Source organism: Pandoraea sp. NPDC090278 (assembly GCF_044772185.1).
Classification (GTDB): domain Bacteria; phylum Pseudomonadota; class Gammaproteobacteria; order Burkholderiales; family Burkholderiaceae; genus Pandoraea.
Genome location: NZ_JBIVYJ010000002.1, coordinates 481,364 through 506,790, shown reverse-complemented (window position 1 = coordinate 506,790; position 25,427 = coordinate 481,364). Strand labels below are relative to the sequence as shown.

At 64.5% G+C, this 25,427-nt stretch carries 20 protein-coding genes; 15 read left to right on the top strand and 5 right to left on the bottom strand.

Annotation, left to right across the window (positions count from 1 at the left end; genetic code table 11):
* Positions 1–493: 493 nt before the first annotated feature.
* From ACIQWO_RS10575 to ACIQWO_RS10560, 4 genes are all read left to right on the top strand, one after another.
* On the top strand, positions 494–1,459 hold the full coding sequence (locus tag ACIQWO_RS10575) for an aliphatic sulfonate ABC transporter substrate-binding protein (RefSeq protein WP_402823919.1): 966 nt from the start codon (positions 494–496) through the stop codon (positions 1,457–1,459).
* Between the two features lie 330 nt (positions 1,460–1,789).
* Entirely contained in the window at positions 1,790–5,497 is a 3,708-nt protein-coding gene (locus tag ACIQWO_RS10570) for a BTAD domain-containing putative transcriptional regulator (RefSeq protein ID WP_402822971.1), read from the top strand.
* Positions 5,498–5,697: 200 nt separating this feature from the next.
* Positions 5,698–6,267 carry a molybdopterin-dependent oxidoreductase gene (locus tag ACIQWO_RS10565; RefSeq protein ID WP_402822968.1) on the top strand — a complete coding sequence of 190 codons (570 nt, stop codon included), beginning with the start codon at positions 5,698–5,700 and terminating at the stop codon, positions 6,265–6,267.
* 64 nt (positions 6,268–6,331) lie between these two features.
* Positions 6,332–7,414, top strand: coding sequence for an agmatine/peptidylarginine deiminase (locus ACIQWO_RS10560; protein ID WP_402822965.1), 1,083 nt, complete (start codon positions 6,332–6,334; stop codon positions 7,412–7,414).
* A 4-nt stretch (positions 7,415–7,418) separates the two neighbouring features.
* Here the strand turns inward: ACIQWO_RS10560 and ACIQWO_RS10555 are convergent, their stop codons facing one another.
* Positions 7,419–8,384 carry a FadR/GntR family transcriptional regulator gene (locus ACIQWO_RS10555; protein WP_402822962.1) on the bottom strand — a complete coding sequence of 322 codons (966 nt, stop codon included), beginning with the start codon at positions 8,382–8,384 and terminating at the stop codon, positions 7,419–7,421.
* Positions 8,385–8,609: 225 nt separating this feature from the next.
* Between ACIQWO_RS10555 and ACIQWO_RS10550 the strand changes: the two genes are divergently transcribed.
* The 8 genes from ACIQWO_RS10550 (at position 8,610) to ACIQWO_RS10515 (ending at position 17,480) form a co-directional block, all read left to right on the top strand.
* Positions 8,610–9,815: an ABC transporter substrate-binding protein gene (locus tag ACIQWO_RS10550; protein WP_402822959.1), complete on the top strand. Its 1,206-nt coding sequence runs from the start codon at positions 8,610–8,612 to the stop codon at positions 9,813–9,815.
* A 184-nt stretch (positions 9,816–9,999) separates the two neighbouring features.
* Complete coding sequence (locus ACIQWO_RS10545; RefSeq protein ID WP_402822956.1) at positions 10,000–10,857, top strand: branched-chain amino acid ABC transporter permease; 858 nt, start codon at positions 10,000–10,002, stop codon at positions 10,855–10,857.
* Positions 10,857–11,855 carry a branched-chain amino acid ABC transporter permease gene (locus ACIQWO_RS10540; protein ID WP_402823916.1) on the top strand — a complete coding sequence of 333 codons (999 nt, stop codon included), beginning with the start codon at positions 10,857–10,859 and terminating at the stop codon, positions 11,853–11,855. The genes ACIQWO_RS10545 and ACIQWO_RS10540 overlap by 1 nt, the downstream gene beginning before the upstream one ends.
* Entirely contained in the window at positions 11,852–12,619 is a 768-nt protein-coding gene (locus tag ACIQWO_RS10535; protein ID WP_402822953.1) for an ABC transporter ATP-binding protein, read from the top strand. Before ACIQWO_RS10540 ends, ACIQWO_RS10535 begins: the two co-directional genes overlap by 4 nt.
* A complete protein-coding gene (locus tag ACIQWO_RS10530) occupies positions 12,616–13,317 on the top strand; it encodes an ABC transporter ATP-binding protein (protein WP_150575063.1) in 702 nt (233 codons plus the stop codon). Before ACIQWO_RS10535 ends, ACIQWO_RS10530 begins: the two co-directional genes overlap by 4 nt.
* 45 nt (positions 13,318–13,362) lie before the next feature.
* Entirely contained in the window at positions 13,363–14,625 is a 1,263-nt protein-coding gene (locus ACIQWO_RS10525) for a Zn-dependent hydrolase (protein ID WP_402822949.1), read from the top strand.
* Positions 14,622–16,121 (top strand): M81 family metallopeptidase, encoded by a 1,500-nt coding sequence (locus tag ACIQWO_RS10520; protein ID WP_402822946.1) that lies wholly within the window; start codon positions 14,622–14,624, stop codon positions 16,119–16,121. The genes ACIQWO_RS10525 and ACIQWO_RS10520 overlap by 4 nt, the downstream gene beginning before the upstream one ends.
* Before the next feature lie 174 nt (positions 16,122–16,295).
* Positions 16,296–17,480: an acetyl-CoA C-acyltransferase gene (locus ACIQWO_RS10515; RefSeq protein WP_402822943.1), complete on the top strand. Its 1,185-nt coding sequence runs from the start codon at positions 16,296–16,298 to the stop codon at positions 17,478–17,480.
* 83 nt (positions 17,481–17,563) lie between these two features.
* On the opposite strand, the gene ACIQWO_RS10510 is transcribed toward ACIQWO_RS10515, so the two are convergent.
* Both ACIQWO_RS10510 and ACIQWO_RS10505 read right to left on the bottom strand, forming a co-directional pair.
* The gene (locus tag ACIQWO_RS10510) at positions 17,564–18,889 is read right to left on the bottom strand and encodes an MFS transporter (protein ID WP_402822940.1); all 1,326 of its coding nucleotides are present in this window, start codon (positions 18,887–18,889) and stop codon (positions 17,564–17,566) included.
* Positions 18,886–20,076, bottom strand: a complete 1,191-nt coding sequence (locus ACIQWO_RS10505; protein WP_150739233.1) for a M20 aminoacylase family protein — start codon at positions 20,074–20,076, stop codon at positions 18,886–18,888. Before ACIQWO_RS10505 ends, ACIQWO_RS10510 begins: the two co-directional genes overlap by 4 nt.
* A gap of 267 nt (positions 20,077–20,343) precedes the next feature.
* Between ACIQWO_RS10505 and ACIQWO_RS10500 the strand changes: the two genes are divergently transcribed.
* The 3 genes from ACIQWO_RS10500 to ACIQWO_RS10490 all read left to right on the top strand — a co-directional run bounded on the left by ACIQWO_RS10500 (position 20,344) and on the right by ACIQWO_RS10490 (position 23,570).
* Complete coding sequence (locus ACIQWO_RS10500; protein ID WP_402822935.1) at positions 20,344–21,264, top strand: LysR family transcriptional regulator; 921 nt, start codon at positions 20,344–20,346, stop codon at positions 21,262–21,264.
* A 117-nt stretch (positions 21,265–21,381) separates the two neighbouring features.
* Complete coding sequence (locus ACIQWO_RS10495) at positions 21,382–22,800, top strand: TAXI family TRAP transporter solute-binding subunit (RefSeq protein ID WP_402822932.1); 1,419 nt, start codon at positions 21,382–21,384, stop codon at positions 22,798–22,800.
* Between the two features lie 137 nt (positions 22,801–22,937).
* The gene (locus ACIQWO_RS10490) at positions 22,938–23,570 is read left to right on the top strand and encodes a GNAT family N-acetyltransferase (protein WP_402822929.1); all 633 of its coding nucleotides are present in this window, start codon (positions 22,938–22,940) and stop codon (positions 23,568–23,570) included.
* 19 nt (positions 23,571–23,589) lie between these two features.
* Here the strand turns inward: ACIQWO_RS10490 and ACIQWO_RS10485 are convergent, their stop codons facing one another.
* Together ACIQWO_RS10485 and ACIQWO_RS10480 are read right to left on the bottom strand one after the other, a co-directional pair.
* Positions 23,590–24,339: a glutathione S-transferase gene (locus tag ACIQWO_RS10485; RefSeq protein WP_402822926.1), complete on the bottom strand. Its 750-nt coding sequence runs from the start codon at positions 24,337–24,339 to the stop codon at positions 23,590–23,592.
* Positions 24,340–24,354: 15 nt separating this feature from the next.
* Positions 24,355–25,398 (bottom strand): diguanylate cyclase, encoded by a 1,044-nt coding sequence (locus tag ACIQWO_RS10480; RefSeq protein WP_402822923.1) that lies wholly within the window; start codon positions 25,396–25,398, stop codon positions 24,355–24,357.
* Between the last annotated feature and the right edge of the window lie 29 nt (positions 25,399–25,427).

Sequence of the window (25,427 nt, the reverse complement as noted above, 5' to 3'; positions counted from 1 at the left end):
CGTCGACCTGCAATCGCTATTGGCCACTTCGCCCACATGAAACACAGGGTTTTCACTAAGGGCGAAGACGCAACGAAAGCGGAACTTTCGCGCAATTTGCAGGCTTGACGGGCATTGCGGCGGTTTTGACTGTCGATATCGACGTGTTCGAGGGTGTTTTCGTGCGCGGCCGGATGGAGAGCGCATCAGCCGCTATCGATATGACAACGACAACGCTAAGCAAAGCCGAATCGCTTATTGGCGTATGCGCGATCCGTCGCGATACAAGTGACGACGACGCAGCGCGCCGCATGTTGCGCTATCGCCCTGTCCCGTCGTTCACATTCCTGTGCACGTTCACGGCGCTCCCGCTCACCGCTCTCACCTAGCATCGCTCATGACTCGCCAGCCCGATTCCGCTCGCCTTGCCCTCGACGACCCCGGCAACACCGACGACACCTCTCTTTCGTCGCCGCCTGCGCGCCGACGCTTCCTTCAGCGCGCGGGCACCGCGATGCTCGCGGGCGGTGCGCTCAACGCGCTTGGCATCGCGGGGGCGGCCGGTGTTCTGACGCATAGCGGTCAGACACGCGCGGCCAACGCCCCGCTCACGCTGCGCATCGGTTATCAGAAGTCGTCGACACTCATCGTGCTCGCCAAGGCGCGCGGCACGCTGGCGCAGGCGCTGGCCCCCCACAACGTCACGCTGACGTGGCACGAATTCACAAGCGGGCTGCCGCTGCTCGAAGCGCTCAACGTGGGCAGCATCGACTTCTCGGCCGACGTCGCGGACACGGTGCCGGTGTTTGCCCAGGCGGCGGGGGCACGCATCGCCTATGTCGCGCGCGAGACCCCGTCGCCGGACGCCGAAGCGATTCTCGTCCCGCAGAACTCACCCATCAAAACGCTTTCGGATCTCAAGGGAAAGCGCATCGCCGTAACGAAGGGCGCGGGCGTGCACTATCTGCTCATCGCAGCATTGCAAAGCGTTGGTCTGCGAATCAACGATGTGCAGCCCGCCTATCTCACACCGGCGGACGGCCGTGCGGCGTTCGCCAGCGGCAATGTCGACGCCTGGGTGACGTGGGATCCGTTCCTCGCGAGCGTCGAGCGTCAGGACAAGGTGCGCACCCTGACCACCGCACGCGGACTGGCAGGCTATCAGCGCTACTACCTCGCCACGCCCGCCTTCGCGCGCGATCACGACGCCGTGCTGCGCGACGTCTATCGCACCTTGCGCGAGACCGGTCAGTGGGTACGCACCAACCCGCGCGAAGCGGCGGCCCAGTTGTCGCCGGTGTGGGGGCTCGATGTCGCCACAGTGGAAGCCGCCAACAAGCGCCGCAGCTACGACGTGCAGCCAGTCGTGCGCGACGCCGTCGCCGAGCAGCAGCGCATTGCGGACGTCTTCACACAGGCGGGGCTGCTGCCCAAGCGCATCGACGCCGCCGATGCGACCATCTGGCAAGCGCCCGCCTGAGGGTTCCGGACACCCCGGCACATCACCGTGGCGCGCGCATGACACTCCGGGGCATCCAGAACGATTCTTTAAGGTATTTCCGACGGAATTAAGACACCTGTTTATACTTCGGAATGTAATACCTAAAGCATTCGGCCGGAGCCCCCCCGGAACGGCCTTGGCGTCTCGTTGGCATGCCGACGGGATGACATCATGAAATTCGCAATACCGGCGCATGCCCTCGCGGCCCCGCCGGTTTTGCTTATTTGCCGTCCAAGGACAATGCAAGCCAACAGATCGCTCTTCTTGCTCGGACCGATGCGGGTCGAACAAGGCAAACAGGCATGCGCCGTGAAATACACGAAAGCGCGCGGCCTGCTCGCCTATCTCGCCCTGCAACCGGGCTATCACACACGCGGCGCGCTGGCCGATCTCTTCTGGCCCGACGAAGACGGTCAGGGCGGTCGCGACAAGCTCAAGCGCATGCTGTTCCATCTGCGCGACACCCTCGGCGACGAACTCTTCGAATCCGATCGTCAGGTCGTGCGTCTGCGTCCGGAAACCGGGCTGTGGATCGACGCGCATGTCTTCGCGAGCATGATCGAGCAGGCGAACCGTACGCTCGACGCCGTCACCGGGCTCGATCTCGCGGCGCACCTCCAGCATCTGGCGGACGCCGTCGCGCTGTATCAGGGACCGTTCCTTCACGGTCTCTCGGTGCGCGACACGCCCGATCTCGAACAGTGGATCGAACTCCAGCGCGATGAATATCAGCGCCGCCGTGTCTTCGGTGAACGCCTGCTTGCGGACGGTTACGCACGTCTGGGCGATCTCGATCAGGCGCTGGCCCACGCGCGTCAGCTCGTGGCGCTGGCGCCCTTCGACGAAACCGGCTGGCATTGCCTGATCGCGCTGCTGCTGCGCGCCGGACGTCGCGACGATGCCGAGGCGGAATACCGCCGTCTGTGCGACATCCTCCATGAAGAACTCGGCGAGTTGCCCGGCGACGCGCTGACGCAACTGCTGGAGACGCCGCCCGCGCGCATGGAACAACGCGCGACCGGCCCCGAGCGTCGTCAGATCACCGTCGTCGCGATCGAACTCGCACCCAACGGCGTGGACGATCCCGACCAGCTTGTCGCGATGATGCGCCCGCCCCTCGTGCAGTGCGAGACGATCCTGCGCCAGTCGTGGGGCTACACGTTGCGCACCCCGACCGGTGGCCTGCTCGGCTACTTCGGCTACCCCACGGCACTGGAAGGTGCAGGACGTCATGCCGTTGAAGCCGCCATGCGCTGCGTGCAGGCGAGCACCGTACGCGTCGGCATCGGTGTGGGCGTGCACACCGGTCTCGTGATCAGCTCGGCGGCCGACGACAGCCCTGACACGGGCGGTCGCGTCTCGCGCTCGGCCACGCAGCTCGCCGACATGGCACTGCCCGGCGAAGTCGTGATCTGCGACGCCACGCAGCGCCTCATCGGCGTCGCCATCGCCACGACGGCACACGGCAGCGTGCGCGAGCGTCACGGCAATCGCGAGATTCCGGTCTTCCGCGTCAATCCCGATCCCACGCCCGAGCGTCGTTCGCGCCGCCGCGCCGCCACGCTCTTCGGCCGCGACGCTGCACTGGCCGAACTCGCCGCCGCCCATGCGGCCATGCGTGACGCCAGCACCGGCCACGGTGTGCTGGCACTGGTCATCGGCGAAGCGGGCATCGGCAAGACAGCACTCGTGCGTCACTTCGTCGAGACGGGCGGTCTGCGCTCCATCGATCTCGCCTGTGCACAGGACGGCGCAGGCACGCCGTTCCATCCGATTGCGCGTTGGCTGCGTGCCCAGTCGACGGTTGAGGCTTCGCAATTGCCGCAACCCGCGCTGCTCGCCCTGAGGCGTCTGCGCGCCCTGTTCGACATGCATGCCGACGGCAACGTGCCGCATGCGTGGAAGCAGGCCGTGCTCAACGAAGCACCGACGCTGCTCGCTGCGCTGTTGCCGGACGGCGGCGTCATCACGCTCGACGATGCGCACTGGGCCGATCCGTCCACGCAGGAATTGCTCGCCGTGATGGCGGAGAATGCGCCGGGCGGGCGCTTGCTGATCGTCGGCGCGCGCCCGGAATTCGAGTTGCCCTGGCGACATACCGTCGGACTTCGCCGCATCGATCTCGCACCGCTCGACGCGGGCGCCGCAGCGTCCATCGTGCGGGCCGCTACGCCGCGCGTCGCCCTGCCTGCCGCCATGCGCGAGCGCATCGTGCATCTGGCCGAAGGCGTGCCGCTGTTCCTTCAGGAACTGGCACGCGCGACGGCCGCGCAACAAGGCGGACGCAACGCTGCGAACACCATGCCGATGCCTGCGAGCCTTCAGGAATTGATGATGGCGCGCATCGACGCAGCGGGCAGTGCCAAGCCCGTGGCGCACTTCGCGTCGTGCCTCGGCCATGAGTTCCACGCGGAATTGCTGGCCGCCGCGAGCGGCCGTTCGATGGCGCTCGTCGAGCGCGCGCTGGACACGCTCGTCGCCTGCGCCCTCGTGCAGCGTCAGGATCTCGGACGCTACGTCTTCCGTCACGCACTGCTGCATAAAGCCGCGTACGACGCTCAACCGCAAGAGCGCCGACAAGACGCACACCGCCGCATTGCGCTGGCGATGCGCGATCACGCCGCCGTTCAGACCGAACCCGAAGTGCTCGCGTGGCACTTCCGTCAGGCCGACGAACCCGACGCCGCCATCGAGCACTATCGCCTCGCGGGCGAGTATGCGACCGGCCGTCAGGCGTTCCGTGAGGCGTGTGCGCACTATCAGAGCGCGCTCGACGTGCTGCGTCAGACGGGCACCAGCGCACAGACCGCGCCGCGCGAACTGCAACTGCGCATGGCGATGGGCGTGCCGCTCGTCTCCCTGCACGGTTACGGCTCGGAGCCTGCACGTCACAACTTCGAGACGGCACTGGCGCTGGCACAGCCGATGGGCGACGACGTCACGCTCTTCCCCGTGTACTGGGGACTGTGGCTCGGCTCCAGTTCGTGGAGCGACTTCGAGCGCAGCACCGAACTGGCGCGCAAGCTCATCCTCATTGCCGAGCAGGCCGATGCCTCGCCGCTGCTCGCGCACGCGTACTACGCGCTGGGCAACAGCCTGTGCTGCCACGGCGACTTCGGCGGGGCCATCACGGCGCTGGAAACCGGTCTGGCGCATTACCGCCCCGAACACGCCGACACCGGCCTTGGAGAAGACGCGCGCATCACGGGCCTGTCGTTCCTCTCCTGGGCTTACTGGTTCACGGGACGTCACGACGCGTCGCTCGCCGCGAGCGAAGAAGCGCTGGCGATGGGACGTCAGCAGGGCCGCCGTTACTCGTTCGCCTTTGCGCTGGTGTTCGCGGCGATGCTGCGACGCCTGCGCCGCGAAGTCGCGCCTGCCGAAGCACTGGCTAGCGAGGCGACCGAAGTCGCGTCCGAGATCGGCGTAGCCCTCTGGGCGCTCGCCGGGCAGACGATTCGCGGGTGGGCGCTTGCATCGCGCGGCGATGTGAACGGACTGGAGCGCATTACCGACAGCGTCGGTCGGCTCAGCGAGACCATGGGTGGCGTCGAAGGGATGTTCTTCGGCCTGCTCGTCGAAGCGTGTGCGGGCACCGGCGATATCGCGCTCGGTTTGCATGCAGCAGAGCGCGGCGCGCACTTGTCGGCGCGTCGCAGCGACGGGCACTGGCAGGCGGAGTTCCTGCGTCAGAAGGGAAACTTCCTGCGTGCGGGACATCACGCCGACGACGCGATCCGTCCGTGGCTCGAACATGCGTTGCAAATCGCACGAGCACAAGCCTCGCCCATGTTGACGCTGCGCGCCGCGCACAGTCTGTTGCGTCTGGGCGGAGGCAACGCACCGGACGCGCTGAGCGACACCGAATGCATGACCGTGCTGCGCGATGCACTCGACGCCCTGCAAGGCGGCGAGACGTTGGCGGACGTGCAGGAAGCACGCGCCACGCTGGCGGAGGTAGCCGCACGTCATACCGGTAAGACCGTAGCGACGCGCCCTGCCCGCTACGGCAGTTGAGCGACGATTGATGCTTGTGGGCGTCGCGGTGCGCGACGCTCATCGGCAGCAGCGAGCATATGCGGGGCCTGCTTCGGCCCCGCTTTTTTTCGCGCTTTTGCGTCGCGAATAGACGCTATCAGCGACTTCGTATGTCTACGCCGGGGTCGGCCGCTATATTGAAGCGACCGGCTCCCCCAGGCCGACACACCGAACCCAACATGCCCATCGACCCCTTGCGCGCGAACCTCGGCGCGGCGCCGGACGCACGCCTCGCCAGTACCGGCGCACCTCTCACGCTCGTCAGTCCCGCACCTTCCGCGACGGCATTGCACACGTCGCACGAAGTCGTCGTCTCGGGCAGTGTCAAGCGCCGTCACTCCTTCGATCTGTGCGCGCTCATGCGCCTGCCCACGCAGTTGACCGGGCCGCTCGACGTCGTCTGTCTGTCCGGTCGCAAGGTGCGCAGCGCGAATGAGTACAAGGGCGTACGGCTCACGGCACTGCTCGACGTCGCGCAGTGGCGACTGCCACAGGCGCGCGACTTTACGCGGGCGTATGTGCTCGCTCAGGGCGCGGACGGCTACACCGTTATGTTCTCGTGGCATGAGCTGTACAACACGTCGATTGGCGTTGGCGCGCTGGTCGTCTACGAACGCGACGGTCAGCCGCTCGGCGACGACGAGGGAGGCATCGGCCTAATTTCGACCGGCGATCTGCGTGTCGCGCTGCGTCAGGTGCGTGCACTCAAGCGCCTCACCGTCCATCTGGCGGAACCGTCAGCCCTCTGAGGGCAATCGCAGCGCGCGTGCGCCGCCTACACTGGCGGCACTTTCCCTCACGGCGACGCGAATCATGACGGCATCTTCCGGAAAGCCTCTCGCAGCAGGCAAGAACGCCATCGGCCACTGGCGCATGCCGCCGGAGTGGCATCCGCACGCCGCTTGCTGGATGGCGTGGCCGGGTGGTTCGGTCATCTCAAGCGCGCAGCGCCAGCCACTCATGGACGAACTGGCCCGCATCGCCCACGCCATCGCCCTGTTCGAGCCGCTTCGCATCGCCGTCGACTCGGCGCATCTGGGCGAAGCGCGCCGCGCCCTGCCCGACAACGTCACGCTCTACCCTATGCCGGTCGACGATCACTGGATGCGCGACACCGGCCCCACGTTCCTGCTCGACGACGCCCTCACCCCGCACGCGCTGTGCTGGAACTTCAACGGTTGGGGGAAGCCGTGGATGCAATGCATCGAGGCCGACGCGAAGGTCGCGCAGTGTGTAGCGAGTGCGCTAGACGAGAAAATGCCGATGACAGCATCGCTCGCGCCCATCGTGGCCGAAGGCGGATCGTTGCTGGTCGACGGTGACGGCACGCTGATCGTGACGGAGACGTCGATCCTCAACCAGAACCGTAACCCGGGACTGACGCGCAGCGAAGCCGACGCGGTGTTTCGACATTGGCTCGGGGTGACGAAAGTCGTCTGGCTGCCGGGCTCCGCGCTCGATACGATCACCGATGGGCATGTCGACGGTATCGCGAGCTTCGTGCGCCCCGGCGCTTTGCTGGCGACGGGTGCCGAGGGAGGTGACGAGCGAGCGCGGGAGATGCGTGAAAACCTGAAAGCGCTGCTCCTCGCGCGCGACGCCCGGGGACGGCACTTCGACCTCGGCCTGCTACGCGCGCCCGACTTTGATGCACTGCCCGTCGATCTCGCCACCGATGCCGACTTCGCGCCGGAGTATGTGAACTTCTACCTGCCGAACGGCGGTGTGGTGATGGCGTCCTTCGGCGACGCGAAGGCCGATTCACATGCCCGCGACATCTTGAAGCGAGCGTTTCCCGAGCGACGCGTCGTACAGTTGCCGTTACGCGCTGTCGCCCGGCGTGGGGGCGGCATTCACTGCTGCACGCAACAGCAGCCGGCGGCGGTGCTGGTCTGAATCTCTACTTCGCCGCCGTCTTCTTCGCAGTCGCCTTCGTTGTTGTCTTCTTAGCTGTTGTCTTCTTCGCTGTCGTCTTCTTCACCGCAGGCATCTTCGTAGCGGCCTTCTTCACCACAGGTTTTCGGCGCGGTACCGGCGCAGCATTCGCGCCCAACTGCGAGCGCACCCGCTGCTGCATGTCGGCGATATCCGAATCGAGAATCAGACGGCCACGCAACTTCCCGTTCATCCGCTTGATATAAGTGCGCGCCTCCTTCATGTGGAAGTGCATCAGTTCGCGCACGCGCTCGGCATCGCCTGCACGCGCCGCGTCCGTAATCTCGCGGTGGATGTTGACGTTGGCCGTGCCGAACTTCTCGTGTTCGCGACGCGGCGTCTCGTTACCGAACACGATCAGCTGACGAATCATCTCGTTGACGAGCTCGCACGTGAAGCGCAGGAAACTGTTGGGATTGGCGGCCGCGAGAATGTCGTGAAAGTCGACATCGGCCTGACGCTGACGCAGCAGCTCATGACGGTCGTGCGACGCCGGACTGCAACACGACATGTTGTTTTCGAGCGCCGCGAAATCGGCTTCGGTCAGATGCGGCACCGCACCCGCGGCGAGTTCGGGTTCGAGCAACTGACGCACCGTATAGATGTCGTCGATGCTCACTTCCTTGAAGAAGAGATAGTTCTGCATGAGCTGGAACGTGCGCTCCAGCGGCACTTCCACGACCATGCCACCGCCCGACGGCCCGGTGCTCACCTTGATGAGTCCCTGCACCTCGAGCGACTTGAGCGCTTCGCGAATCGTGCTCTTCGACACGCCGAACATCTGCTGCAATTCGACTTCGCGCGGCAGACGATCGCCGGGCAACAGATTGCCTTCCGTGATCAGACGCTTGATGGCTTCGGCGACCAGATCGCCTCGCTTTTGCTGTTTGATTTCCAACGGCTCTCGCACCGTGTGTGCATCCAATGCCATGTAGCGCCTCAGGAGTCTGTTCGCACTTGAAACATGCGTCACCGCAGCGGTGAACGCACGTCGTGTCTTGCTTTCCGGGTTGTCCCGGATCGGAATTTTTTCCGATTGACACGGAAAATCATTATACCTACGATCAAATCCATCCTATTTATCATAATAAATATGACGGATAGGGAAAAAAGGCGTTTGACCCCATGAACGATTGCTCCCCGAATGGAGACCAAATTGAATCGTCGTGAACTGTTGAAGCTCGCCGCCGCGGCGTCTCTGCCCGGCTCTCTATTCACCGCTCGCGACGTGTTCGCGCAAAGCACCGGGGCCATTCAGCTGGCGTGTCCGGTGCCCATGTCGGGGCCGTTCGCCGCCAACGGCAAGTTCGCCGATCTGGGCATGAAACTCATCGTCGAGCAGTACGGCAAAGTGCTCGGCCGTCCGCTCGCCTACACCACGCTCGATACCGAAGGTAAACCCGCAACGGCGATTCGCCGCGTGCAGGAAATCGCGCAACAGAAGGGCGCTCGCTTCTTCGCGGGCGGCATTCTCTCCTCGGAAGCGCTCGCCATGGGCAAGGAAGCCGAGAAGGCGGGCGGCATCTTCATCACCACGGCCGGGGCCGACGAAATCACCGGCAAGGACTGCAACAACGCCACGTTCCGCTGGTCCGTGCCGACCTTCGGTGCGATCGAGCAGACGGTGCGTCCGCTCATCGAATCGATGCCGAAGGCCAAGCGCTGGTACACGATCACGCCGCAATACGTGTTCGGCGAAGGGTTGCTCACCGCCGCGAAGAACATCTTCAAGGAGAAGGGCATCGAGCACGTGGGCAACAGCTACCACTCGCTCACCGAAAAGGAGTTCTCGGGCTATCTGACGAACGCCGCCGCTGCGAAGCCCGACGTGCTGCTGATCCTAAACTTCGGCTCGCAGTCGTCCGACACGCTGCGTCAGGCCGTGAGCTTCGGCATGAAGAAGAACTGCACGATCCTGATGGCGTGGGCCTCGGGTCTGGAGCAGTTCGAGACGCTCGGCGCGGATCTGTGCGAGGGTGTGTACTTCGGCGCGCAGTACTGGCACGCCGTGGCCTCGCCGCTGAACCTCGATCTGGTCAAGCGCACGCAGGACCGCTTCAAGCAGAACCCGAACTACAGCCTTGCCGGGTCGTACATCTGCACCAAGCTCATGCTCGACGGCATGGTCAAAGCGGGGAGCGCCGATCCGAAGGCGGTCATCGCGGCGATGGAAGGCCTGAAGTACGACGGTCTCACCGGACCGGAAGAGATTCGAAAGGGCGACCATCAGGTGCTCAAGAACTACTACCTGCTCAAGGGCAAGGCGAAGGCGAAGATGAAGAACGCCGACGACTATGCCGACATCGTGAGTGCAGGGAAGTCGTTCCTGCCGCTCGACAAGACCGAGTGCAAGATGGCCTGACGCCGTCGCGCTTCTTTCGCGCTTCTTTCGCGCTTCTTTCGCGCTTCTTTCGCACGGTCTGAAATCTGTATCGCTCGCGGGGACGCACGTCGTCCCCGCATGTGTCGTCTGTGCTGCATCCGCTTGCGAAGCGAATGTATGCACAAGGTGTTCCACGTCTGCTCCAAAGCTCTCCGGGACGCGCATGAACGTCTACTTGCTCCAAGTCATCAACGGCGTCGGGATCGGGATGTTGTACTTCCTGCTCGCCGTCGGCCTATCGATCATCTTCGGCCTGCTGCGCTTCGTGAACTTCGCGCACGGTGCCTTCTATCTCCTCGGCGCGTACTTCTGCTATCAGGCATTGCAATGGGGCATGTCGTTCTGGCTCGCCCTCATCGTGTGCCCCATCGTCGTGGGCGCGCTCGCGTGGATTGCCGAGAAAGTGCTGCTCTCGCACATCTACGAGAAAGCGCACGAGTTCCATATTCTCGTGACGGTCGGCCTCGCACTCGTCGTGCAAGAAGCCGTCATCATCATCTGGGGGCCGTTGGGCGATAACGTCGCCGTGCCCGAAATCCTCGACGGCGTGGTGATGTGGGGCAACTTCATCTATCCGAAGTACCGCCTCTTCCTCATCGGCTTCACCGCCGTGTTCGCCGCCGTGCTCTGGTGGTTGCTCGAAGGCACGCGCCTGGGCAGCGCCGTGCGCGCGGGCAGCGAGTCGTCGGAGATGGTGTCCTTGCTCGGCATCAACGTGTTCCGCGTGTTCAGTCTCGCGTTTGCTCTGGGCGCAGGCACAGCGGCACTTGCGGGCGTGCTGGCGGCACCGGTGCGTGGTGTGGAACCGTTCATGGGCATCGAAGCGCTGGGCATTGCGTTCGTGGTGGTCGTCATCGGCGGCATGGGCAGCTTCGCCGGGGCGCTGGTGGGCGGTCTCGTGATCGGCATCGTGCAGAGTCTGATGAGCACGATCTGGCCGGAAGGCGCGCGTCTCATGATCTACGTGGCGATGGCAGCGGTGCTGCTGATGCGTCCGCACGGCCTGCTCGGGAGGGGATGATGCTCGTACGTTACCGTTTTTGGTGGCTCGCCGCCGCCGTCACGCTGATCCTGCCGGTCGCGCTCTCGTCGGGGACGCTGGCCACTGAAGTGCTGATCTACGCGCTCGCCGTCCTTGGCTGCAACTTGCTGCTGGGCTACACCGGCCTGCTGTCCTTCGGTCAGGGCATCTTCTTCGGGCTGGGCAGCTACACGCTGGGCATCATGCTCACGCGCTGGTCGTTGCCGATGCCCGTGGCCATCGTCGCCTCCATCGTGCTGGGTGCGACGATAGCGGCCCTCGTCGGCAGCTTCGCCATCCGGCAGAAGGGCACCTACTTCGTGATGCTCACGCTCGCGTGCGCGCAGATGTTCTACTTCTTCGCCTATACCGCCACGGACTGGACGGGCGGCGACAACGGCCTGCTCGACATTCCGCGCAAGTCGCTGGCCATCGGCGGCAAGACGCTGATCCCGCTGGAGACGCCGTGGCAGTACTACACCTTCGTCGCGGTCATCTTCCTGATCGTCTTCGCCTGGTTGCTGCGGGTGGCGGACTCGGTGTTCGGACGCACGCTGTTGGCCATTCGCGATAACGAAACGCGTGCGGCGGCCATCGGCTATCACGTGAAGACGTTCAAGCTCGTGGCGTTCGCTATCTCTGGCGCGGTGACGGCACTGGCTGGCGCGCTGCACGCGCTGATGACGGGCATCGCACCGCTATCCAACATCGAGTACCACACAAGCGAGATGATCCTCGTGATGACGGTGATCGGCGGCACGGGCAATCTGTTCGCTTCGGTGCTGGGCGCAGCGTTTTACGTGCTGGCTGCCGACTGGTTGTCGACGCTGTGGCCGCGGTGGCTGCTGCTCCTCGGCTTGCTGCTCATCGCCGTGAGTCTGTTCATGCATCGCGGCTTGTGGGGCGTGGGCGAGTCGCTGTGGTATCGCATCACGGGCCGCCGCAGTACGTCGAACGGCAAACTGGATACACAGAGTACGCAGGGAGACCCGACATGAGCGACGTTCTCATCGAAGCCTCGGGCATCGTCAAACGTTACGGCAAGTTCACCGCGCTGCACGGGGTCGATCTGCGCGTCGCTCCGCGCACGGTGCACTCCGTGATCGGTCCAAACGGCGCGGGCAAGACTACCTTGTTCCACATGCTCACAGGCACCGTGCCGGTCTCGGGCGGACGCATCCTGTTCGACGGTCACGACGTCACGACCGAAGCCGATTACCGTCGCGTGCAGCGCGGCATCGCCCGCTCGTTTCAGGTGACGGCGCTGTTCCAGAACCTGTCGGTACGCGAGAACCTGCGTCTGGCCGCGCTGGGCGTGACGCCGCGTCAGGCGCTGTCGTCCTGGCGCAAAGCTGACGGCGCGCGCGCCTGCGCGGCCGTTGTTGACGACGTGCTTACGCGACTCGCGCTCACGCGTCACGCCGACACCGCAGCGGGCCTGCTCTCGCACGGACAGCAGCGACGTCTCGAAGTCGGCATGGCGCTCGCCGCGCGTCCCAAGGCGATCTTTCTGGACGAGCCGACATCCGGCATGGGCATCGACGATCTCGACGACATGAAGCAGCTCATCCGTGGCCTGCGCGACGATCACACGGTCGTGCTCATCGAGCACAACATGAACATCGTGATGGACATCTCCGACACGATCACCGTCATGCAGCAAGGGCGCGTACTCGTCGAAGGCAAGCCGGATGCGATTCGTGCCGACGACCGCGTGCGCGCCGCCTATCTCGGCAACATGATCACGGGAGGCCGCGCATGATTCTCGACGTCGCAGGCGTTCACAGCTATTACGGCAAGAGCCACATCCTGCAAGGCGTGTCGTTCCAGATCGGCGACGGGGAACTCGTCACGCTGCTGGGTCGCAACGGTGCGGGCAAGTCGACGACGCTCAAGACTGTCGCCGGAGTGGTCACGCCCAAGGCGGGCAGCATCACCTTCATGGGCAAGCCGGTCGCCGGGCAGCCCGCGCACCGCATCGCAGCGCGTGGGGTGTGCTTCGTGCCCGAGCATCGCGGCATCTTCAAACTGCTCACCGTCGAAGAGAATCTGAAGCTGGGCGCACGGCGCGATTCGCCGTGGCAACTCGCCGACATCTACCGCATCTTTCCGCGCTTGCAGGAGCGTCGCAAGAACGGCGGGGCACAACTCTCGGGCGGCGAACAGCAGATGCTCGCCATCGGGCGCGCGCTGATGAATCACCCCCGTCTGCTCATGCTCGACGAACCCGTCGAAGGGCTGGCGCCGGTGATCGTCGAAGAGATCGTGGCGCAGTTAAAGCTCATCAAGCAGGCGGGCGTGGCCATCCTGCTCGTCGAACAGAATCTGGAAGTTTGCACGCAGCTCGCCGACCGGCATTACATCGTCGAGCAGGGCGTGATCGTGTATGGCGCAGACAACGCGGCGTTTCTCGCCGACGAGGTCGTCAAGGACCGCTATCTCGGCGTCGGCGTGGCGTAGCCCGCCCGACTGGCGTCGACGCGTAACTCTCAAGGACAGGAAAACATGGAACGTCTCGATCAACCGGCTGCCGCAGTGCGCATTGACGGTGCGCGTCTGTGGGACAGTCTCATGAAACTCGCGCAGATCGGCGCGACCGAGAAGGGCGGCGTCTGCCGTCTCGCGCTCACGGACCTCGACCGTCAGGGTCGCGATCTGTTCGTGACTTGGGCGAAGGAGATCGGCTGCACGGTGCGCATCGACGCCATCGGCAACATCTTCGCGCGCCGCGCCGGACGCAACGATGCGCTGCCGCCCGTCATGACCGGCAGCCACATCGACACGCAACCGACCGGAGGCAAGTTCGATGGCAACTACGGCGTGCTGGCTGGCCTCGAAGTGCTGCGCACGCTCAACGACAACCACATCGTGACGGAAGCGCCGCTCGAAGTCGCCGTCTGGACGAATGAGGAAGGGTCTCGGTTCGTGCCGGTGATGATGGGCTCGGGCGTCTATGCAGGTGCGTTCACGCTCGAACACGCGCTGACGCAAAAGGATCGCGACGGCATCAGCGTCGCCGAAGCGCTGGGCGGCATCGGGTATGCGGGCAGGACGTCCGCCGTTGGGCAGGCGGGCGACGTCGGCGCGTATTTCGAGGCGCACATCGAGCAAGGACCGGTGCTTGAAGCACACGAGAAGACCATTGGCGTGGTGCAGGGTGCGCTCGGTCAGCGCTGGTATGACGTCACCATCACTGGCATGGAAGCACACGCAGGCCCGACGCCGATGGAACTGCGTCGCGACGCCCTGCTGGCCGCTGCGCAACTGATTCAGGCCGTGAACCGCATCGCTTGCGAGCACGCGCCGCACGCGCGCGGCACCGTGGGCTGGGTCGACAACTATCCGAACTCGCGCAACGTCATTCCGGGTCGCGTGAAGCTCTCCGTTGACCTGCGTGCGGCGGACGACGCCACGCTCGACGCCCTCAACGCGAAGCTGCGCGCCGAGTGCACGGCGCTGAGTACGAAGGGCATCGACGTCGTCATCGAGCAGGTCGTGTACTTCCCGCCGCAGCCGTTCGCGCCGGAACTGGTCGACGCCATTCGCACCGGCGCACAGACGCTCGGCTATTCGTCGATGGACGCCATCAGCGGCGCAGGGCACGACGCGGTGTATCTCGCCCGCGTCGCCCCCACGGCGATGATCTTCGTGCCGTGCAAGGACGGCATCAGCCACAACGAAATCGAAGACGCCGATCCGGCCCACCTCGAAGCGGGTTGCAACGTGTTGCTGCAAGCGATGTTGCAACGCGCCGGAGGTGCCGCATGAAAGTCATGATCGCGCGGATGAATCACGAGACGAACACGTTCTCGCCAGTGCCGACGCCGCTCGAAGCCTTCGGCAATGAAGGGCCGACGTTCGATGCCGACGCTTATCGCGACAACAAGGGCATGCGCACGGCGATGTCCGCGTTCATCGATCTGGCGGAAGCCGCGGGCGCGCAGATGGTGACGCCTGTCTCCGCGAGTGCGAATCCCAGCGGTCCTGTGGCGGCGAGTGCGTATGACGAACTGTGCCAACGCATCGTGGCGGCGGCCACCGGCGTCGACGCGATTCTGCTCGATCTGCACGGCGCGATGGTCGCGGAAAACAGCGACGACGGCGAGGGCGATTTGCTCGAGCGTGTGCGCGCCGCTGCACCGGACACGCCGATTGCCGTAGCGCTCGATCTGCACGCGAACGTCACGCCGAAGATCGTGGCGAACGCCGACATCGTCGTCGGCTTCAAGACTTATCCGCACGTCGATATGTACGAGACGGGCGAGCATGCCGGGCGTCTGCTGTTCGAAATGCTGGCTGGCAAGCGTCGTCCGAAGGTCGTGTGGCAACAGCCGCCGCTGATGGTGCACTCGCTGCGCAGCACGAGTCATGGCGGTGCGATGAAGCGTGCCCTGGACGCCGCACGCCGCGCCGAAGCCGAGGAGGGTATCCCGGCGGTGTCGGTGTTCTCCGGCTTCTCGCTCGCCGACATTCCTGCGCCGTGCATCAGCGTGGTCGTGACGGCTGACGAAAGCGAAGACGGCATCGCGCGCGCCCAAGCGGTCGCCAATCGCATCGCTGCGCAGGCGTGGGACGAGCGTGACGGCTTCGTCTATCGCAGCGCGCCGCTTGAGGCATCGATTGCCGAGGCAAAGCAACTGGCGCAGGGCGCGGACAAGCCGGTGCTGCTGCTCGACCACAGCGACAACTGCATGTCGGGCGGCACATGCGACACGATGGACGTGCTCGAAGCTGCGTTGGCAGGCGGGCTGACGGGCATCGGTGTCGGTCCGCTGTGCGACCCCGAAGCGGTGGCGACGTTGATCGCCGCAGGCGAGGGCGCTCAGGTCACGCTGGCGCTGGGTAACAAGCGTCCGTTGACGCAATTGGGCATCACCAAGACACCGCCGGTGCTCACCGGCATCGTGCGCAAGATCAGCGACGGCGAATACGTCGTGACGGGACCGACTTACACGGGCCAGCGTTGCTACATGGGACGCACGGTGCTGTTCGACATCGGCGCAGCCCGCATCGTGGTAACGGAGCGCACACACGAGCCGTGGGATCATGGTGTCTTCACGTGCGTGGGACTCGATCCACGCAGCGAACGCTTCCTGCTGCTGAAGTCGCGTATGTATTGCCGTCCGGTCTTCGTGCCCATCTCGGCCGGTCTGGTTGAGTGCGACAGCAACGGCGTGACGAGCTCGAACTACGCGCTGTTCCCGTTCTCACGCGTGAATCGTCCGGTGTATCCGCTGGATTCCGAGGTGACGTTCGGCAAGTAGTCGTGCGGTGGCGAGCCTTCCCGGTTCGTCACCTGTTAACGTTGTCAGGTGCGCGATGCGACGTCGCGTCCTACGCTGAGGTTTTGGGCCGCAACGGTCGATGCCGATTCAATCGGCGGCGACGGTCTTCGGCCGAACTGCTCTGATCGTCACGATCGTTCGGAGGGCCTCACGATGCGCACCGACATCGTCATCATCGACGCCGCACGTACCGCCATCGGCGAATTCGGCGGCACATTGCGGGAGAAGCCGCCCGTCGACCTCGGAAGCGCGGTCGTGGGCGCACTGCTGGAACGCACCGGCATCGCGGGCGACCGGGTCGATCAGGTGGTGTTCGGAAACGTCCACCAGACGTCCGCAAGCGATATGTACCTTGCGCGACGTGTCGCCCTCGGCGGCGGTATTGCACCGCGCGCAGGTGCGTTGACTGTCAACCGGCTCTGCGGCTCCGGTCTGGAAGCCGTGCTCCTGGCCGCGCAGTTCATCGATTCGGGTGAAGCCGAGACCGCCATCGGCGGCGGTGCGGAGACGATGAGCCTCGCCCCCTATCTGCTCCCGGCGAATCGCTTCGGATCGCGCCCCGGCGATGTCGTCGCCACCGACTCCCTGATGGGCGGCCTCACCGATCCGATGACCGGCGCCCACATGGGCGAACTCGGCGAGCGTATCGCGGCGTCCTACGACATCGACCGGGCACAGCAGGACGCTATCGCGCTCGCCTCGCATCAACGCGCCGCTCACGCTATCGAGGCGGGTTACTTCGATGCGCAGATCGTCCCCATCGAAGTCGGTTCGTCACGTAAGCCAGCCACCTTTACCCGCGACGAGCGCGTACGACCCGCGCCTTCCGGCGACGATTTCGCTCAACTCAAACCAGTATTTCGTCGCGACGGCGGCACGATTACCGCGGCAAACGCGTCCGGCGTCAACGACGGCGCATCGGCCGTGCTGGTGACCACGTTACAAAACGCGAAGTTGCGACGATTGCGGCCAATGGCGCGCCTCGTCGCCCATGCACGCGTGGGTGTGCTGCCCGCGCAAATGGGTATCGGACCGGTCGTCGCTACGCGAGAAGTGCTTAAGCGCGCGGACCTCTCGATTCGCCACATGGGCGTGATCGAGCTGAACGAAGCCTTCGCTTCGGTCGTCGGGGCATTTCTGAAGGAGATGTCGCTCGACGCGGAACGCGTCAATCCGAACGGCGGCGCCATTGCGCTCGGTCATCCGGTCGGGGCGACCGGCGCAGTCATGGTGACCAAGGCCGTGCATGAGTTGCAACGCTCCGGCGCGCGCTATGCACTCGTGACCACCTGCATCGGCGGGGGGCAGGGAATTGCGGCGATCTTCGAGCGGCTGTAAGCGCGATTCAGACGCTGACGGCAACAAAAAAGGCGACGCGGAATTCCGTCGTCGCCTTTCTCGCATTTCACGTCGATCCGCGCTTACTCGTCGAGCACCTTATTGCCGGTCTCTTCAAACATCGACACCGCGATGAGCGACACGATCACGCAGGCGATCATGTACCACGCCGGGGCCATCTTGTTGCCCGTCACGCGAATCAGCCAGCCCGCGACGAGCTGTGCCGTTCCACCAAACACCGACACCGAAATCGCATACGCACTCGACATGTAGCCCGCACGCAGATGCTTCGGAAAGTTCTCCGGCATCAGCGCATACGCAGGGGCCGAACCCATCGTGTAGCAGAGCATCAGCACGATCAGTGCGGCCAGCACGACCGGCAGCGACGGGTAGTTGATCATCACCCAGAACGCCGGATACAGCAGCACGATCAGCGCCACACGGCCGAACATCGTCAGCGGCTTACGCTTGCCCATCTTGTCCGACCATGCGCCGTAGATCGGGCACATCACCAGCGAGATCGTGCTGGCAGCAACACCCGCGAGCATCGACATCTTCGGCGGCAGGCCCAGGTACTGAATGCAGTACGTCGGCATGTAGTACATCATCACGTACGTCGACACGGACATGCCCGCAATCGAGAAGATCGTGAGGAACCAGTTGCGCACATACAGGCCACGCTTGGGATCGTCGCGACCGGCGACGGCCTTCGCCTTCGGCGGCTCTTCCTGAATGTGACGACGCAGGTAGATACCGACCGGTGCGATCAGCGTGCCGAGCAGGAACGGAATGCGCCAGCCCCAGCTGTGCATGGTGTCGTCCGAGAGCAGGAAGCCAAGGCTCGCCGCCAGACCCGAGCCGAGCAGGGCGGCTGCGCCCTGACTGGCCAACTGCCAGCTCGCGCGGAAGCCACGGCTCTTCGCGCCGCCCACTTCCAGCAGCGTGGCCGTCGCCGCACCGAACTCACCGCCCTGCGCGAAGCCTTGCAGCAAACGCGCGCTCACGATCAGCAGCGGTGCCGCGAGACCGATCTGCGCATACGTCGGCGCAAGACCGATGGCCGCCGAACCCACGGCCATCAGCAGGATGGTCAGCGTCAGCGCAGGCTTGCGGCCAGCACGGTCGGCATAGCGACCCAGCACGATGCCGCCCAGCGGACGCATCACGAAGCCCACCGCGAACACGGCGAACGCGAGCAGCGACGACGTGATGGGGTCGTCCGCCGGGAAGAACTGCTTGCCGATCGTCAGCGCAAAGTAGCTATAGACCGTGAAGTCGAAGAACTCCAGCAGGTTGCCGATGACGGCAGCAAAGACGATCTTGCGTTGCTGTGCGGGCGACATCTGCACGGCCGTCGACGACGCTGCGCCGTCACCCTGAAACGATTGCGATTGCGTGGCGGTGCTCATGCGCGGTCCTTGGCAAGAAAGCGTTCGACCAGACGCGTCCAGAAGGCGGCACCGATGGTCAGATTGTCGTCGTTGAAGTCGTACTTGGCGTTGTGCAGCATCGGCTTGCCTTCGCCGTTACCCAGGCGGATGAAGCAACCCGGCACCTTTTGCAGGTAGTACGCGAAGTCCTCGCTGCCAGCGATGGGCGGGAACGGCGAAATGATGTGCTCGGCGCCGACCAGTTCTTCGGCCACGCTGCGGGCAAATTCCGTTTCCGCTTCGCTGTTCACCAGCACCGGATAGCCACGGATGTACTCGATGTCGGCGCTCGCACCGAAGCCTTCGGTATGCGACTTCACCAGCGCGCAGATACGCTCTTCGAGCGTCGCGCGCACCTTCGCCGAGAACGAGCGCACGCTCAGTTCCATCGTGGCGTCTTCCGGAATGACGTTCGGTGCGAAACCGGCATGGAACGTACCGACGGTCACGACTGCGGCTTCGGTCGGGTCGATGCTGCGCGCCACCACGGTTTGCAGCGCCATCACGAGACCGCTGCCGATCACCACCGGGTCGATGGCCAGATGCGGACGCGCCGCATGACCGCCACGGCCGTGAATACGAATCTTGACGGTGTCGCACGCGGCCATCAGCGGACCGGCGCGAAAACCGAACGTGCCCGTGGCCACGCCCGGGTGGTTGTGCAAACCGAAGATCGCTTCGCACGGGAAACGCTCGAACAGACCGTCGGCAATCATCTGCTCGGCACCGCTGTTCGAACCGGCTTCTTCCGCCGGTTGGAAAATCAAATGGACGGTGCCGTCGAAGTTGCGCGTCTTGGCGAGATGTTGGGCTGCGCCGAGCAACACGGTCGTGTGGCCGTCGTGGCCGCAGGCGTGCATCTTGCCGTCGTGCACGCTGGCGTAGGCGAGACCCGTCTGTTCGTGAATCGGCAGTGCGTCCATGTCGGCGCGCACACCGACCGTGCGACCGCTCGTGCCCGCAGTGAGCGAGGCCACCACGCCGTGACCGCCGACGTTACGCGTGACCGTGTAACCCCAGCTTTCCAGCTTTTGCGCCACATAACGCGACGTGTCGACTTCCTCGTAGGACAGCTCGGGGTGTTGGTGGATGTGGTGACGAATGTCGGCCAACTGCTCGCGCGCGTCGGCCAGATCGCTCACCTCGCAATAGCGAATCTCGCTCATCGGGGGCTCCTCTCTAGTTTTTGATTAACGCGGAGTATTGCACCGACGAAATTTCCCACCGATGACCATCGACAGGTCAAAATGTTGCTTTCCGAGCAACAGTCGGCCGTGCGGCAATATAGGGCAAATGTCCGTATCGACGAGCAAAACCGCAGTCTATTCAAAGAGTTGCCTTTCTCATTCGACGGGAGTCGGCGACGTTGCAGGGCTGGCTCTGCGTTATGCGCCAGACCGGTGCATCCGCTCGAACGCAACAGTGAAACAAACATGAACAACGAATCGTGGATGGATGACATTGGCGAGCGTCCGCTCAAATATCTCGCCGAGATTGCCGCAACCGGGGGCGTACGCATGGCTGCCGAAGCGCTCAGCGTAAATCCGTCCGTCGTCAGCCGACAGATCGCCGCGCTGGAGCGGCGGCTGCGATTTCCGCTCATCGAGCGACGCGGGCGCAACGTGATCGTCACCGAAATCGGTCAGGTGCTCATCGACTATTACCGCGACGGCCAGCGGCGTCAGCGTGACTTGTCGGCGCGGCTGGAGGAGTACCGGCACCTGAAGCGCGGACGTGTCGCCATCGGCGTGGGCGAAGGGTTTATCGGACGCCTGATCGCGCAGGCATTACAGCGCTTTTCGATGAGCTATCCAGACATCCTCGTCGAAATCCGCTCCGGCCCCACACCGGCCGTGCTCTCGCTAGTGCGCGACGACGTGGTCGACATCGGCCTGTGCGCCCGCTCGGACGACGACCCGGCCATGCGCATCCATCCGTTTGCCGCCAAGGCCCTGTGCGCCGTCGTCGCGCCTACGCATCGCTTCGCGAAGATGGAGAGCGTGCCGCCCTCGGAACTGGCGCACGAACGGCTCATCTTCATGACCGAAGCGCACGGCGTGCAGCACTTCGTGCACTCAGTGCTCGACACGGCGCGTCTGAACGTGACGCCCGCCTATCGCGTCGATCTGTTCAATACCGCGCAGACGCTGGCCGCAGCCGGTCTCGGCGTCGCCTTCATGTCGGCCATCACCGCGCGGCGCGGCATCGAACTCGGCGAGCTGGTCGCGGTGCCCATCGATCACCCGATTGCCGCCGGTTTCTCCAGCCAGATGATGACCCGCGTGGGACGCCGTCTCTCGCCTGCGGCGGACCATCTGTGGAAACAACTCGCGCAGAGTCTCGCGAATCGATGAGTTGACGATGTCTGCGTTGGATGGGGACGGCTTGGGTCGGCCGTCGGGAACGACGCCGTAGATGGCGTATGATCGGCCGAATGTTGGACCCGTTGGCTAAGCCCGCCCGATCAATTCATGACGACTGACTCTAACCAACCCGCCCACCGGCGACTCCGCGCACGCTTTGTCGCGATTTCCTGGCGAGATCTCGCCGTCTCCTTCGGCCCCGTCGTACTCATCGCGATTGCGGCCATCTGGCTCGCCGTCTGGCTCGTGCAACCGGCCCCGCCGCGCACCGTCACGCTGACCGCCGGACCGGAAGGCAGTTCGTTCTGGACCGCCGCGCAACGTTACAAGACCATCCTCGCGCGCGATGGCATCACGCTCAACGTGCTGACCTCAGAAGGCTCGCGTCAGAACGTCGAGCGTCTGGCCGACGACAAGCAGAATGTCGACCTCGGCCTCGTGCAGGGCGGCGTGTCGCAAGGTCTTGATACCGACGGACTGGTCTCGCTGGGGAGCATGTTCTACGCGCCGATTTCCGTCTTCTATCGCGGCGAGCGCGTAACGAAGCTCTCCGACTTCGCGGGCAAGCGTATCGCCATCGGCCGTGAAGGCAGCGGCGCGCGCGCGCTGTCGCTCACGCTGCTCAAGGCGAACGGCATCGAGCCAGGCGGCCCGACGACCCTCACCGCTTACGACGGGCAGGAAGCCGCGCAGGCGCTGATCGACGGACGTGTCGATGCTGCGATGCTCACCGGCGACACTGCCACCGGCCCCACGATGGGCAAGCTGATTCGCACCCCCGGCGTGCGGCTGATGGACTTCGCGCAAGCCGACGCCTACACGCGCCGCTTCACCTATCTGAATCAGTTGACGCTGCCGCGCGGGGTCTTCGATCTCGGCCGCAATCTACCGGCGCAGCCGGTGCACGTCATCAGCCCGACGGTCGAACTCGTCGCGCGCGAAAGTCTGCATCCAGCGCTCTCCGATCTGCTCATCGAAGCGGCGCGCGAGGTCCACGGCAAGGCCAACCTGCTGCAACGCGCGGGCGAATTCCCGTCCGCCCAAGTGCATGAGTTCCCGATTTCCGACGACGCCGCGCGTTACTACAAGTCGGGCAAGGGATTCCTGTACCGGCACCTGCCGTTCTGGATTGCGAGCCTCGCCGACCGGATCGTCGTGCTGCTCGTGCCGATCATCGTGGTGCTGATCCCGGCATTCCGGTTGGTGCCGTCGCTATATAGCTGGCGTGTGAAGTCACGGCTGTATCGCTGGTACGGTGCGCTCATCGCGCTGGAGCGCGAGGCGCTGGCCGACGATGCTCACACGGAATACAAGAACCTGCGGCACCGGCTCGACGCCGTCGAGGCCGCCGTCAACCGGCTGAAAATTCCGCTCGCGTACGCCGATCAGTTCTACGTGCTTCGCGAACACATCGGCTTCGTGCGTGCTCGACTCGACGCGATGAATGCCGAACCGGGCGCTTCGGGCAGCGAAGCCGTTCAGCAGGCAGGCGACGCAGCGACAGAGAAGACGTCGAAAGAGACTTAAGCATCATTCCAAAGAAAGGCTTATGCAACGCATAATCTGCACAAGCTTTTCTTATAGCAGGTGGCGGCGCACACTGCCGACAGTCACGGGCCGGAAGATCGGCCCGTCCTAAATTCCAACGCTACTGATTCTTTGGTATGTCGTCGCCCCGTCCCGCTCACTCCTGCCGCCCGTCGTCATCGTCGACGGCTCCCGTCTCATCCGCATTGGCCGAATCGCGATGCGTAGGCACTGAACTCGCGCGCTGCGCTTGCAATGTGCGTCCGGTACGAGACGACGATCTTCCAGCCATCACGGCCATCTACGCCCATCACGTGCTCACCGGGTCAGCGTCGTTCGAAGAAGTGCCGCCCGACGAAGCGGAGATGCGTGCGCGCTGCGCGAAGGTTCGCGACGCAGGTCTGCCGTACCTCGTGGCGGAACATGAGGGCAGGGTGCTCGGCTATGCGTACGCCACGCATTACCGCCCCCGTTCGGCCTATCGCTTCACGCTGGAAGACTCGGTGTACATCGCCGCCGATGCCATCGGACAAGGGGTCGGACGTGCATTGCTACTCACGCTCATCGCGCGGTGCGAGGGCGGTCCGTGGCGACAACTGATTGCGAACGTCGGCGACAGCGGCAACCGGGCGTCGCTCGCGCTGCATGCCGCATGCGGTTTCGAGCACGCGGGCACACTCACGTCGGTCGGCTTCAAATTCGGCCGTTGGGTCGACACCGTCCTGATGCAGCGCTCGCTGAACGCCGGAGATACCACGCTGCCGGAATAAGTCCGAGTCAGTCAGACCGTCAAAACGGTGACGCGCGGTCCAACTCCTTGTAGTGCCGGAAGATGCCCGTGGTGTTAAATGCGATGCGACGCGACGACTTCAGATACGCCGCAACAAGCGGCTCGCGCGCGACGGCGTCACGCACTGACTGACAGCGCGGGAATGCCTTCGCGAATCCCGACATGGCGCGGGGAAACGCGTAATACAACCCCTCGATCACCTGAAACAGCGACAGGTCGGCGTACGACAGCGCGCCTTCGCTGAGCCATCCCCCTGCGTTCGGATTGTTCGCCAGCACGCGCTCGAAATAGCCGAAGAATTTCGGCAGACGGTAGTCGATCAGGTCCGCAGTCCGCTTGCGCGCCTCTGTCTTCTGATTGCTGTAATAGAGGCGACTGGCGATGGGATGATGACCGTCGTGCACCTCCGCGACGAGGTCGGCCATCGTCAACTGCAATTGATTGACCCAACGTCGCGCGCGTGGCGATTCGCCGACCAGACCCAGCAACGGTCCTAGATACGCGAGGATGTTGGCCGTCTGTCCGATCAGTTCGTCCCCAGAGGGATGCCGGACACGCAGGAAAGGCGGCGCGATGGGAGGATCCATGCGCGCCGGATCGTCCATCGTATGCAGCAGACCGTCCATGCCCTGACCCGGGCCGTCCTCCTGAACGATCTCCACATACGGCGTGCCGCTGGCCTCGAAGGCGAGGCGGACAAACTCGCCGCGCCCTTGCAGGCCCGGCCAATAGAACAGCTCGAAGGTCATGCACCCTCCTCAGGCTCAGGAAGCGCCTGGCTGCATCTCCACGCGATTCTTGCCCTGTTGCTTGGCGCGATAGAGCGCCAGATCCGCCGACTCGATCAACGAGGTCGACGCCATGTGCGTGCGCGGCACCAGCGCCGCGCCGCCGAGACTGATCGTCACATGCCGGCCGTTGGCCGACCCCACGTGCGGAATCGCCATCGCTTCGATCTGTGCACGCACCTTCTCGGCAATCGCTGCCGCCCCGGTGGCCGACGTGTTCGGCAGCACCATCACGAACTCCTCGCCGCCGAAACGCGCCGCAAGGTCGGCCGGACGCGCCGCCGCTTCCGCAATGGTGTGTGCCACGCGGCGCAACACGTCGTCGCCCGCAATGTGGCCGTAGGTGTCGTTGTAGATCTTGAAGTTGTCGACGTCGATCATCAGCAGCGCCATCTCGCGTTGCTCACGCAAAGCGCGACGCCATTCCGCGCCGAAGTATTCGTCGAAGTAACGACGGTTCGCCAACCCGGTGAGACCGTCGGAATGCGTGAGGCGCTGCAACTCCAGATTCGTCTCAAGCAGTTGTTGCTGACTCTCGCGCAGCGCCCGATAGGCTTCGTCGCGCTGAAGCAGATTCATGTACGAGCGCGAGTGGTAGCGAATGCGCGCGACCAGTTCGATGGTGTCGGGCAGCTTGACCAGATAGTCGTTCGCCCCCGCCGCGAACGCCTCGCGCTTGATCGTCGGCTCTTCCTTCGTCGAGAGCACGATGATCGGGATGTCGCGCGTGAGCGGACTTGCACGGTACTGACGCACCAGCGACAACCCGTCGGTGCCCGGCATCACGAGATCCTGGAGAATGACGGTCGGGCGCGTCTGTTCGGCGACGCGCAACGCGTCGTCCGGATTCGAGCAATAGTGAAAATCGATGTTCGCTTCGCCGGTCAGCGCGCGGCGGATCGCTTCGCCCACCATCGCCTGGTCGTCGACGAGCAACACCATCGCCGACGATTCGCTCAGGCTGCTCTCGGTGCCGATGGGTGGCGTGGCCGGTTTGGGTTGGCGCGGGGTTGTCGTCATCGTTATTCGTCCCTCTGTTTTTGTCCCAC

Bases quoted from the DNA above. Each gene is read 5' to 3' on its own strand.
- ACIQWO_RS10575 (WP_402823919.1), top strand. From the start codon at position 494: ATGCTCGCGGGCGGTGCGCTCAACGCGCTTGGCATCGCGGGGGCGGCC.
- ACIQWO_RS10565 (WP_402822968.1), top strand. From the start codon at position 5,698: ATGCCCATCGACCCCTTGCGCGCGAACCTCGGCGCGGCGCCGGACGCA.
- ACIQWO_RS10560 (WP_402822965.1), top strand. From the start codon at position 6,332: ATGACGGCATCTTCCGGAAAGCCTCTCGCAGCAGGCAAGAACGCCATC.
- ACIQWO_RS10555 (WP_402822962.1), bottom strand. From the start codon at position 8,384: ATGGCATTGGATGCACACACGGTGCGAGAGCCGTTGGAAATCAAACAG.
- ACIQWO_RS10545 (WP_402822956.1), top strand. From the start codon at position 10,000: ATGAACGTCTACTTGCTCCAAGTCATCAACGGCGTCGGGATCGGGATG.
- ACIQWO_RS10540 (WP_402823916.1), top strand. From the start codon at position 10,857: ATGCTCGTACGTTACCGTTTTTGGTGGCTCGCCGCCGCCGTCACGCTG.
- ACIQWO_RS10535 (WP_402822953.1), top strand. From the start codon at position 11,852: ATGAGCGACGTTCTCATCGAAGCCTCGGGCATCGTCAAACGTTACGGC.
- ACIQWO_RS10530 (WP_150575063.1), top strand. From the start codon at position 12,616: ATGATTCTCGACGTCGCAGGCGTTCACAGCTATTACGGCAAGAGCCAC.
- ACIQWO_RS10525 (WP_402822949.1), top strand. From the start codon at position 13,363: ATGGAACGTCTCGATCAACCGGCTGCCGCAGTGCGCATTGACGGTGCG.
- ACIQWO_RS10520 (WP_402822946.1), top strand. From the start codon at position 14,622: ATGAAAGTCATGATCGCGCGGATGAATCACGAGACGAACACGTTCTCG.
- ACIQWO_RS10515 (WP_402822943.1), top strand. From the start codon at position 16,296: ATGCGCACCGACATCGTCATCATCGACGCCGCACGTACCGCCATCGGC.
- ACIQWO_RS10510 (WP_402822940.1), bottom strand. From the start codon at position 18,889: ATGAGCACCGCCACGCAATCGCAATCGTTTCAGGGTGACGGCGCAGCG.
- ACIQWO_RS10505 (WP_150739233.1), bottom strand. From the start codon at position 20,076: ATGAGCGAGATTCGCTATTGCGAGGTGAGCGATCTGGCCGACGCGCGC.
- ACIQWO_RS10500 (WP_402822935.1), top strand. From the start codon at position 20,344: ATGAACAACGAATCGTGGATGGATGACATTGGCGAGCGTCCGCTCAAA.
- ACIQWO_RS10495 (WP_402822932.1), top strand. From the start codon at position 21,382: ATGACGACTGACTCTAACCAACCCGCCCACCGGCGACTCCGCGCACGC.
- ACIQWO_RS10490 (WP_402822929.1), top strand. From the start codon at position 22,938: ATGTCGTCGCCCCGTCCCGCTCACTCCTGCCGCCCGTCGTCATCGTCG.
- ACIQWO_RS10485 (WP_402822926.1), bottom strand. From the start codon at position 24,339: ATGACCTTCGAGCTGTTCTATTGGCCGGGCCTGCAAGGGCGCGGCGAG.
- ACIQWO_RS10480 (WP_402822923.1), bottom strand. From the start codon at position 25,398: ATGACGACAACCCCGCGCCAACCCAAACCGGCCACGCCACCCATCGGC.